This is a genomic window from Lacisediminimonas sp., from assembly GCF_030645335.1.
GTDB lineage: Bacteria > Pseudomonadota > Gammaproteobacteria > Burkholderiales > Burkholderiaceae_D > Lacisediminimonas.
Genome location: NZ_JAUSNH010000130.1, coordinates 1 through 9,982, shown reverse-complemented (window position 1 = coordinate 9,982; position 9,982 = coordinate 1). Strand labels below are relative to the sequence as shown.

Below are 9,982 nucleotides of genomic sequence, written 5' to 3'. Positions count from 1 at the left end.
AGTCCGGCAATGCCCATCATCGGCAGGTCATTGGCGCCGTCGCCCATGACAATCGCCTGCTCGGGCCGGATGCCGATTGTCGCGCAGGTGCGCAATACCGTCGCTTTTTTCTCATCAGCATCGACGATGTCGCCAGCCAGGCGGCCGGTCAGTTTGCCATCCGCAATATCAAGCACGTTGGAATGCGTGAAATCCAGCGCCAGCCGGGTTTTCATGCGGTCGGTGAAGTAGGTGAAGCCGCCTGAGACGAGCAGCGTCTTGAGCCCGGCCTGGCGCACGGCATCGAGCATCGCTTGCGCACCGGGCGACAGTTGCAGCCGCTCACGATAAACCTGCTCCAGCGCGCTCGCATCCAGGCCCTTCAACAGCGCGACGCGTCGTGCCAGGCTTTCACGGAATTCGATTTCGCCGCGCATCGCCGCTTCGGTGATCGCCGCGACTTGTGGCTTTAGCCCCTGCATGTCGGCAATCTCGTCGATGCATTCGATCGTGATCAGCGTGGAATCCATGTCCATGGCGACCAGGCCGAAATCGTTCAGCCGCCGGCCGGCAGGCACCAGCGTGGCATCGATCTGCGCCTCCAGCGCGGCGGCATACAGTTCGGCTTTCTGCGCCGCACTGCAATCGACGTCTTCGCAGCGCATTGCCGCTGCGCCCAGCATGATGCGGCGCCTGGCGCCGGCCATCGCCGCCAGGCGTTCCATCGCGGCCGGGGCGGGTGCGGGACTTTGCAGTACGAGGTTCATGATCATGCGTGTGTCGGTTCGGGTCGGATCGTTGCCAGGTTGTGGATTGGTGGTTCGTGCGGCGGCGCTGGTCTGCTGCCCGCTAAGCGCCCAGCGCGCGGATGGTGGCGCGCAGCTGCGCCACGCGACTGGCCAGATCCGGCATTTTAGCGGTGATGCGCAACTTGTCCTGCCCGTTTAGCCGGATATGCCGGTTTTTCTGTACCAGTTCGATGATGCGCATGGCGTCGATCGGCGGATTGGGCTGGAACTGCAGCACCGCGGCTTCCGCATGGGCGTCGATCTTGATGATGCCCACCGGCTCGGCCGTCACCCGCAGGCGGTGGGTTTCCACCAGCGCGCGCGCCGGGTCCGGCAATTTGCCGAAGCGGTCGATCAGTTCTTCCTGCAGCGCGTCGATGGCGGCCTGCTGCTTGCAGTTGGCCAGCCGCTTGTACAGCGACAGTCGTTCGTGCACGTCGCCGCAATAATCGCTTGGCAAAAGCGCCGGCACATGCAGGTTGATTTCCGTGGTGCTCGCCAGCGGCGATTCCAGGTCCGGTTCCTTGCCGTTGCGCAGCGCATGCACCGCATGGTTGAGCATGTCGGAATACAGCTGGAAACCGATCTCGGTCATTTCGCCGGACTGGTTTTCGCCCAGCACTTCGCCAGCGCCGCGAATTTCCAGGTCGTGCATTGCCAGGTAAAAGCCGCTGCCCAGTTCTTCCATTTGCTGGATCGCGTCCAGTCGCCGCTGCGCTTGCTTGCCCAGCGTCTGCACGTCATTCACCAGCAGGTAGGCATACGCCTGGTGATGCGAACGCCCGACCCGGCCGCGCAACTGGTGCAGTTGCGCCAGGCCGAACTTGTCGGCCCGATGCATGATGATGGTGTTGGCGGTCGGCACGTCGATGCCGGTTTCAATGATGGTGGTGCACAACAGGATGTTGAAGCGCTGGTTGACGAATTCGCGCATCACTTTTTCGAGTTCGCGCTCGTGCATCTGGCCGTGCGCAATCGTGATGCGCGCTTCGGGCAGCAGCTCGCTGAGCATGGCGCGCCGGTTCTCGATGGTCTCGACTTCATTGTGCAGGAAATACACCTGGCCGCCGCGCTTGAGTTCGCGTAGGCAGGCTTCGCGGATGACGGATTCATTTTCCGCCCGCACGAAGGTCTTGATCGCCAGCCGTTTTTGCGGCGCGGTGGCAATGATCGAAAAATCGCGCAAGCCTTCCAGCGCCATGCCCAGCGTGCGCGGAATCGGCGTGGCCGTCAGCGTCAGCACGTCGACTTCGGCGCGCAATGCCTTGAGCGCTTCTTTCTGCCGCACGCCGAAGCGATGTTCTTCGTCGATGATGACCAGGCCCAGGCGGGCGAACTTGACGTCGGCCGACAGCAGCTTGTGGGTACCGATGACGATATCGATCGTGCCTTCGGCCATGCCCTTGATTGCCAGCGTGACTTCCTTGCCGGTGCGGAATCGCGACAATTCGGCGATGCGCACCGGCCAGTCGGCAAAGGGGTCGGCGAAGGTCTGCGCATGCTGCTCGGCCAGCAGCGTGGTCGGCGCCAGGATGGCCACTTGCTTGCCGCCCATCACGGCCACGAAGGCTGCGCGCAGGGCCACTTCGGTCTTGCCAAACCCGACGTCGCCGCAGATCAGGCGGTCCATCGGCTGGCCGCTGGTCATGTCCTTGATCACGGCGTCGATTGCGGCCGACTGGTCGGGAGTTTCTTCAAAGCCGAAGCTTTCTGCGAAGGCTTCGTAGTCGCGCGATGAATACTCGAACGAATGTCCCTTGCGGGCGGCGCGGCGCGCGTACAGGTTCAGCAGTTCTGCGGCGGTGTCGCGTATCTGTTGCGCGGCACGACGCCTGGCCTTGTCCCACTGGCCAGAGCCAAGCGCGTGCAATGGCGCGTCTTCCGGTGACGCGCCGGAATAGCGCGAGATCACATGCAGTTGCGATACCGGCACATACAGCTTGGCGTCCTTGGCATATTCCAGGTGCAGGAATTCGGTCTGGCCTTCGCCGAGATCCATGCTGACTAAGCCCATGTAGCGGCCGATGCCGTGGTTGGCGTGCACGACGGGGTCGCCAATCTTGAGTTCGGACAGGTCGCGCACCATCGCTTCGACCTGGGTTGCGCCTTCCTGGCGACGGCGTCCGGCGCGGCGTCCGGTGCCGGCGTACAGCTCGGTTTCGGTGACGAAGGCCAGGGCGCCGGATTCGTCGGCCAAGGCAAAACCGTCGTGCAGCGGCGCCACGCCGAGCATGACTTTTGCAGTGCCGGTGACGAAGTCCTGGAAGCCGTCGCACAGCGCAAAATCCAGGCCATACTCGCTAAAGTATTGCTGCAGCGTTTCGCGCCGCCCGTTGGAGTCGGCGCACAGCATCACCCGCTTGCCGGCTTTGAGCAGCCAGGCGCGCAGGTTGATCAGCGGATCGTCGGCGCGCCGGTTGACGGCGATATTCGGCAAGGGGGCGGAAATGGCGGACGGCGCATCGTCTTTTTGCAGCACCCAGCGTCCGTGCACCTTCATCAGCGTAAAGAAATCTTCGTCGGTCAGGAACAGCGCGTGCGGTTCCAGCAGCGGCCGCTCGCGGTCGGACTTCAGGAAGCGGTAGCGCGACTGGGTGTCGCTCCAGAAGCGCTTGATCGACGCCTCGACATCGCCGACCAGCGCGAAAGTCGTGTCCTGCGGCACGTAATGGAATAGCGTTGCCGTTTCATCGAAGAACAGGGGCAGGTAGTACTCGATGCCGGCGGTGGGAATTCCCTGGCCGATGTCCTTGTAGATCGTCGAGCGCGACGGATCGCCTTCGATCACTTCGCGCCAGCGGCTGCGGAACGACTGGCGCGCCGCTTCATCCATCGGGAATTCGCGTCCCGGCAGCAGCCGCACTTCCTTGACCGGATAGAGCGAACGCTGGGAGTCGGCATCGAAGGTGCGGATGGTCTCGATGGTGTCGCCGAACAGGTCGATCCGGTAGGGCAGGGGCGATCCCATCGGGAACAGGTCGATCAACCCGCCGCGCACCGAATATTCGCCCGGCGACATGACCTGGCCGACATGGGAGTAGCCGGCCGTGGTCAGTTGTTGCCTGAGCTTGGCTTCATCGAGGGTGTCGCCCTGCTTGAAGTAGAAGGTATAGCCGGCCAGGAATGCCGGTGGCGCCATGCGCAGCAGCGCGGTGGTGGCCGGCACGATCAGCACGTCGCAGCGCCCGCTCTGGACTTCGTACAGCGTGGCCAGCCGTTCCGACACCAGGTCCTGGTGCGGCGAGAAGGCATCGTAGGGCAGCGTTTCCCAGTCCGGCAGCAGGTGGCAGCGCACGGCTTCCTCGCCCGGCGGCGCGAACCACGGCATTTCCACCAGCAGGCGCTGCGCATCGGTGGCGTTGGCCACCACGACGGCAAGCATCCGCTTCTGGGACTTCAGTTCGGCAGCGGCCTGTGCCAGCACCCACGCATCAGCAGAGCCGTGCAGGGCGGGCAGGGCGAAGCGCTGGCCGGTTTTTGGGAGTGATCTTCTGGGGTCGAAAGACATCGCGTTGTGACATCGGATAATGTCAGGTGCCAGTCAAACAAACGCGACAGCGCGATGTTGCTGTACTTGCAGATTTGACAGTGAAAAAACTTGGTGTGATTATAGCCCACACACTCCATTCCATCGCCCGGGCCTGCTGCAGCCGGGCGCTACCAGCCGGGCTACCGGCTTTCGATCAATGATCTCTTCGTTTTCCCCCGCATGCCTCGTCATTACGCGCTGATCCCCGCAGCTGGCGTCGGCATCCGCATGCAGTCCGGCATCCCCAAACAGTACCTGCCATTGCGTGGCAAGCCCATGCTCGCCCATGCGGTGGACGCCCTGGTACGCACGCCCGACATCGCGCATGTGTTCGTCGTGGTCAGTGCCGGCGACGGCTATATCGATGCATTGGTCGATGCTGCGGCATGGCCAGGCTCGCGCGTGGGCGTGTTGCGCGTGGGCGGCGCCAGCCGCCAGGAGTCGGTGCAAAACGGTGTACAGGCAATACGCCACCGCTGCGCCGCCGATGACTGGATCCTGGTGCATGATGCCGCCCGCCCCGGCCTGACGCCGGCCCTGGTCGCCAGGCTGATCGACGCAGTCGGCGACGATGCGGTCGGCGGATTACTGGCGTTGCCCGTGGTCGATACGATGAAGCAAGCCGATGCCGCGCAGCGGGTGCAGGCAACGCTGCCGCGCGCCGGCCTGTGGGCGGCGCAAACGCCGCAGATGTTCCGCTGTGGCCTGTTGCAGCGGGCGCTGCATCAGGCGCTGGCATCCGCGGCGACGGTAACCGACGAAGCCAGCGCAATCGAAGCGCTCGGCCTGCAGCCGCTGCTGGTCCAGGGCAGCTTGTGCAACATGAAGGTCACGCTGCCGGAAGACGCCGCGCTGGCCGAACTATTCCTGGGAATGCCGCAATGATCAATCCACCTCCTTACCGCATCGGCCAGGGCTATGATTGCCATGCCCTGGTCGCCGGCCGCCCTCTGATCATCGGCGGGGTTGCGATTGCGCACGACCGCGGCCTGCTCGGACATTCCGATGCGGACGTGCTGCTGCATGCGATTACCGACGCCTTGCTGGGCGCTGCCGGGCTGGGCGATATCGGCCGTCACTTCCCTGATACCGACCCGCAATTTTCCGGCGCTGATTCGCGCGTGTTGCTGCGCGAAGCCGCGAAAAGGGTGATGCAGTGCGGCTATATGGTGGGGAATGTCGATGCGACAATTATTGCGCAAGCGCCAAAAATGGCGCCGCACATCCCGGCCATGACGCAGCACATTGCGTGCGACCTCGACATCGCGCCAGGCCAGGTCAACATCAAAGCCAAGACCAATGAACGGCTCGGCTTTTTGGGGCGGGAGGAGGGCATCGCTGCCGAAGCGGTGGCCTTGTTGTACCGTCCGCCAGGCTGAGCCTCGCGGCCTGCAAGACCTGGCCTGCTGACTAATCACCGGCCGCGCGAGCTAGTGTAGGGTCATGGCGTGGTTCACATAGGCCGTGATGTCATGTTCGTTCAGCCAGGAAATGTCCTTGGATATTTCCTTGTCGACCAGTTGCCGGGTCTGCTTGTTGATGCTTTGCCGGATTGCCCCCAGGAACTTTGGTGAGGCTACCAATACCAGCTTCTTGTAGCGGTGCTCAGCGCAAGCCCGGTCGAGGAAGTCGCTGACCTGGTTGGAAAACATCCGGGTGGCATGTTCCACCGGCGATTCCTTCGACTCGCCGGTATTCGAAGGACTGTGATGGCCACCGCTGGAAAACCGCCCGAGCTGATCCATTTCCAGCGCGGCGTCGTGTCCTTTTGCCGCCGGATTGACGAAATCCTGTATTTCAGTCAATTGTTGTGTATCCAGCGGATCGGTTTCGAATATTCGCGCCCTTGCGCCATCAGCCACCAGTATCCAAGTATGCGCTTGCATGGTCTCTCCTCGTTGAACGTGACCATTCGACAGGAGCACGCCGTGTTTGTTCGGTCAGGATCGTTTGATGAAACATCAGGGCTGCGCAAAGCGGAGTTGGGCAGTCGGAGTAGGATAATCATTTAGCCTGGCTGGCCATTGTGGTGCGCTGGCGGATTCATTCACCAAGGAAAGGAAATCGAAAATGGCCAATGAGGGTTACCACGAAGCGCTGGATAAATTATCCGAGAAAACCAAGGACATGCATCGGGCGATCACCTCGCTGATGGAGGAGCTTGAAGCTGTGGACTGGTACAACCAAAGGGCTGACGCCTGCACCGATCCGGACCTGAAGGCAATCCTGGAACACAACCGGGACGAGGAAAAAGAACACGCCGCCATGGTGCTGGAGTGGATACGCCGGCAGGATCCGAAAATGGATCAAGAATTGCGCGACAATCTTTTCAAGCAGGGGCCGATTACCGGGGATCACTGAAGCGAACCTGTCCGCGCTGTGGTCGCGGTAGGCGGCCAGGCCAGGGTCCGGAAACCCTTGGCCGGTTACGATTTCGGCAGCCCCGCTCAGGCCACCCGCATCCTGAACTGCACCACCAGTCCGCCGCCGCCTTCGCGGTTGTGCAGCCGCAGCGTTGCGCCATGGTTCTGCAATACCCTGTCTACAATTGCCAGCCCCAGCCCCGCGCCATTGGCCTGGCTGCGCGCGCTGTTCATCCGTGTGAACGGGCGCAGCAGGTGGTCGATCTCGGCTTCGGGCACACCTGGTCCGCGGTCGCGGATTTCGACTACCGCTTCCTGTCCTTCAATCCGGCAATTCACGTCGACTTCGCTGAACTTGATGCCCGGCTTGTGTCCATAGCGCCGGGCGTTTTCGAGCAGGTTGTTGATCACCCGGCGCAGGTCGGTCGGGTTGCCCCGCACCTGGACGCGGGGCTGGATGCGCGCGGTGACTTTCAGGTCCGGTGAGCGCTGGGCGGCCTGGACGGATTCCGCCAGCAGCGCACTCAGGTCGAGCGTCGAAAAGGTTGCACTGTCGATCGGACGGGCATAGTCGAGGAACTGCGCAATGATGGCGTCCATTTGCGCCAGGTCGGACTGCATGCCGCGGCGGGCGTCATCCGGCAGCTTCGCCATTTCCACTTCGAGCATCATGCGCGAAATCGGCGTGCGCAGGTCGTGGGAAATGCCGGCCAGGATCACCGCCCGGTCGCTTTCCACCCGCTGCAAATCGTCCACCATCTGGTTGAAGCTGAGGTTGGCCTGGCGGATTTCGGTCGGCCCGGCTTCCGGCAGCGGTTCGGGCGGCTGTCCCTTGGCCATGGAACGGGTAGCCGCAGTCAGGCGCGCCAATGGCTCGTTGATCAGGCGTGAAATGAATACCGCACCCAGCAGGGACAGCAGCATCGTCACCGCCACCCAGCCCAGCCATTGCCCGCCGGACGCCCGATCCACCCGTTCTCGTTCCAGCGCCAGCCAGTATTCGTCTTCGTCTATCCTGAAGCTGACCCAGAAGCCGGGCAGGTTGTTCACCGAGCCGGCAAACACGGTGCTGGCGCCAAGCCTGGCGCGCACATCGTGCTCGATCACCGTCATCAGGCCATTGTCCGCCGGCGGACGGATGACGTCCGTTGCTTCCCGGGCATAGATCCGTATCCCCTCGTTGCTGGCCAGGTCGAACAGCAGTTCACGCCGCAGGTCGGGTGCTGAATGGGTCAGGGCGGCACGGGTCAGCGTGACGATCGAGACCACTTGCGCTGCAATCTGGTTGGCGCGTGGCGTGCGCTCGACCATACGGAAACTGGCGACCCAGGTCGCCATGCTGGCCGTGATCAGAAAAGCGAGCAGGAAAAACGTGCGCCAAAGCAAGCCGCTGCGCAACCAGGCGAAGCGGCTTGCGGCACGGGGCAGGGTAAGGCTCAAGACTCAGTGCTCAACGTTAACCCTCAACGCGGCTGGCCGTCTGGAATGAACACATAACCCAGGCCCCACACGGTCTGGATGTAGAGCGGGCTGGACGGGTCGGGTTCGATCAGCTTGCGCAGCCGTGAAATTTGCACGTCCAGGCTGCGATCGAACACTTCATATTCGCGTCCGCGCGCCAGCTCCATCAATTTTTCGCGCGACAGGGGTTGCCGCGCATGTCGTGCAAATACCTTGAGGACCGAGAATTCGCCGGTCGTCAGCGGCACGCCCTGGCCATTCTTTTTCAGCGTGCGCGTGCCCAGGTCGAGCACGAATTCGCCAAAGCTGAACGACTGCGGTGTTTCGGAGGGGGCGCCCGGTGCTTCATCCGGACCCTTGCGGCGCAGCACCGCATTGATGCGGGCCACCAGTTCGCGTGGATTGAACGGCTTTGGCAGATAGTCGTCCGCGCCCATTTCAAGCCCGATGATGCGATCTACGTCCTCGCCCTTGGCGGTGAGCATGATGATCGGGGTTTCGTCGCCGGCGCCGCGCAGCCGCCGGCAGATCGACAGACCGTCTTCGCCGGGAAGCATCAGGTCCAGCACCAGCAATTCGTAGCGCTCGCGCAGCCCCAGCTTGTTCATCGCCTGCGCGCTCTCGGCGGTGACGACGTTGAACCCCTGTTCCGTCAGGTAGCGCCGCAACAGGTCGCGCAGGCGGATGTCGTCGTCGACGACGAGAATGCGGGCTTTGCTGCCAGCATTCACTTGATTGGATTCATTTGTCATGTTCATGCGCGTATGTTAACAACAGTGAAACTGCGATGTACAATCCGATTCGCCTTGGATTACAAAGGCTTACACACTTTACCCCATTCTCGTTCTGCCGGAGCTTTGCCCGACCTACACTGGTTTTGATGAAAAGCGGAATCACAAACGGATCACGAAAGTAGACGATGGCCAAGCCTTCCTTCCAAGTTGTCGCTGTGCTCGCCCTGCTGGCTGCGTTGTCAGGCGCTGGCGCGAGCCAGGCCGTAGGCGCCGAGCAAGGGCGCGAATCGCGGCGCAACACGGAACGGTTGGCTCCCGGCGTAGCACCCGGCAACCCCAACGCCGCTGGCGGTAACCGGCAGAATCAATTGCCCCAGTATAGCGATGCGCAGGAAAACGCGCGCCGCCAGGCAAATCGCATGTCACCGGAAGATCGGCGCAACCTGCGCCGACAGATCAATGAAGCAGGCCAGGACATGTACGCCCCACGCCGTTAATCCCCAGGGGCATCCGGCGCAATTGCTGTTGCCGTCTGTCAGTCGTCTTTCTCACTATCCGCCCTGACTCAAAGCTCGCAATGGGGCGCACGGCCTAGCGCCAGGGCCGGCTCTTGTCCCATTCTTCCCACGCCGCCTGCGCTTGCCTGCATTCGGGCAGGTCATAAAACATTCCCCGTACGACACTGCCCCTTGCTCCGCTGCGGCTATTGCCATAGGTGCTGAGCTCGGTCTCGCATTCCTTGCGTGGGTCGGGCGAGTTTGGCCGCGATTGTTCGCATTCCCGAGCCAGCTTTTCCCTGATCGGCGCCAGGGCGGCGCTGCGTGCCTGTTCGCACTGTTGGTCCAGCACGCGCAAATCCTCTTCGCTGATCGCCAACGCTGACGTGGCGAACAGTGCCGCGCCAGCGGATGCGGCAATCAGCAAGACCTTGCTCAGTCCAGGTTTCATATCGGGCGGGAAAAATAACGCCGGCAATCAAAAGTTGCGGGCAACGCTTGACTTTACCGCAGCCGCCGGATTGCGTCCTCCACATCCGGACCTCAACCCATTCCAGCGCAATGCCGTGCGGCACGGATGTTGATCCTGCGCGCGCGCTTGCCAACTGCCCGGAACGATTCGCGCCAGAAC

Annotated in this window: 9 protein-coding genes; 3 read left to right on the top strand and 6 right to left on the bottom strand. The window is 62.5% G+C overall.

Going from position 1 to position 9,982, the window contains the following annotated elements; all coding sequences use genetic code 11:
- Both serB and mfd read right to left on the bottom strand, forming a co-directional pair.
- On the bottom strand, positions 1-746 hold a 746-nt coding region (serB, locus tag Q7T64_RS09465), incomplete at its 3' end, for a phosphoserine phosphatase SerB (RefSeq protein WP_304794873.1).
- Between the two features lie 82 nt (positions 747-828).
- Entirely contained in the window at positions 829-4,275 is a 3,447-nt protein-coding gene (gene mfd, locus Q7T64_RS09460; RefSeq protein WP_304794870.1) for a transcription-repair coupling factor, read from the bottom strand.
- A gap of 201 nt (positions 4,276-4,476) precedes the next feature.
- Between mfd and ispD the strand changes: the two genes are divergently transcribed.
- Entirely contained in the window at positions 4,477-5,181 is a 705-nt protein-coding gene (gene ispD / locus Q7T64_RS09455; protein WP_304794868.1) for a 2-C-methyl-D-erythritol 4-phosphate cytidylyltransferase, read from the top strand.
- A complete protein-coding gene (ispF, locus tag Q7T64_RS09450) occupies positions 5,178-5,675 on the top strand; it encodes a 2-C-methyl-D-erythritol 2,4-cyclodiphosphate synthase (protein WP_304794866.1) in 498 nt (165 codons plus the stop codon). Before ispD ends, ispF begins: the two co-directional genes overlap by 4 nt.
- Positions 5,676-5,726: 51 nt before the next feature.
- Here ispF and Q7T64_RS09445 read toward each other — a convergent pair whose 3' ends face one another.
- A complete protein-coding gene (locus Q7T64_RS09445) occupies positions 5,727-6,182 on the bottom strand; it encodes a host attachment protein (protein ID WP_304794864.1) in 456 nt (151 codons plus the stop codon).
- A gap of 184 nt (positions 6,183-6,366) precedes the next feature.
- On the opposite strand from Q7T64_RS09445, the gene Q7T64_RS09440 reads away from it, so the two are divergent.
- Positions 6,367-6,657 (top strand): ferritin-like domain-containing protein, encoded by a 291-nt coding sequence (locus Q7T64_RS09440; RefSeq protein ID WP_304794862.1) that lies wholly within the window; start codon positions 6,367-6,369, stop codon positions 6,655-6,657.
- 86 nt (positions 6,658-6,743) lie between these two features.
- On the opposite strand, the gene Q7T64_RS09435 is transcribed toward Q7T64_RS09440, so the two are convergent.
- From Q7T64_RS09435 to Q7T64_RS09425, 3 genes are all read right to left on the bottom strand, one after another.
- Positions 6,744-8,099: a sensor histidine kinase gene (locus tag Q7T64_RS09435; RefSeq protein ID WP_304794859.1), complete on the bottom strand. Its 1,356-nt coding sequence runs from the start codon at positions 8,097-8,099 to the stop codon at positions 6,744-6,746.
- A gap of 23 nt (positions 8,100-8,122) precedes the next feature.
- Positions 8,123-8,872 carry a two-component system response regulator OmpR gene (gene ompR, locus Q7T64_RS09430; protein WP_304794856.1) on the bottom strand — a complete coding sequence of 250 codons (750 nt, stop codon included), beginning with the start codon at positions 8,870-8,872 and terminating at the stop codon, positions 8,123-8,125.
- A 573-nt stretch (positions 8,873-9,445) separates the two neighbouring features.
- Positions 9,446-9,802 carry a hypothetical protein gene (locus Q7T64_RS09425; RefSeq protein WP_304794854.1) on the bottom strand — a complete coding sequence of 119 codons (357 nt, stop codon included), beginning with the start codon at positions 9,800-9,802 and terminating at the stop codon, positions 9,446-9,448.
- Positions 9,803-9,982: the final 180 nt, after the last annotated feature.

Excerpts from the sequence above, each read along its gene's own strand:
- mfd (WP_304794870.1), bottom strand. The coding sequence starts at position 4,275 with ATGTCTTTCGACCCCAGAAGATCACTCCCAAAAACCGGCCAGCGCTTC.
- ispD (WP_304794868.1), top strand. The coding sequence starts at position 4,477 with ATGCCTCGTCATTACGCGCTGATCCCCGCAGCTGGCGTCGGCATCCGC.
- ispF (WP_304794866.1), top strand. The coding sequence starts at position 5,178 with ATGATCAATCCACCTCCTTACCGCATCGGCCAGGGCTATGATTGCCAT.
- Q7T64_RS09445 (WP_304794864.1), bottom strand. The coding sequence starts at position 6,182 with ATGCAAGCGCATACTTGGATACTGGTGGCTGATGGCGCAAGGGCGCGA.
- Q7T64_RS09440 (WP_304794862.1), top strand. The coding sequence starts at position 6,367 with ATGGCCAATGAGGGTTACCACGAAGCGCTGGATAAATTATCCGAGAAA.
- ompR (WP_304794856.1), bottom strand. The coding sequence starts at position 8,872 with ATGACAAATGAATCCAATCAAGTGAATGCTGGCAGCAAAGCCCGCATT.
- Q7T64_RS09425 (WP_304794854.1), bottom strand. The coding sequence starts at position 9,802 with ATGAAACCTGGACTGAGCAAGGTCTTGCTGATTGCCGCATCCGCTGGC.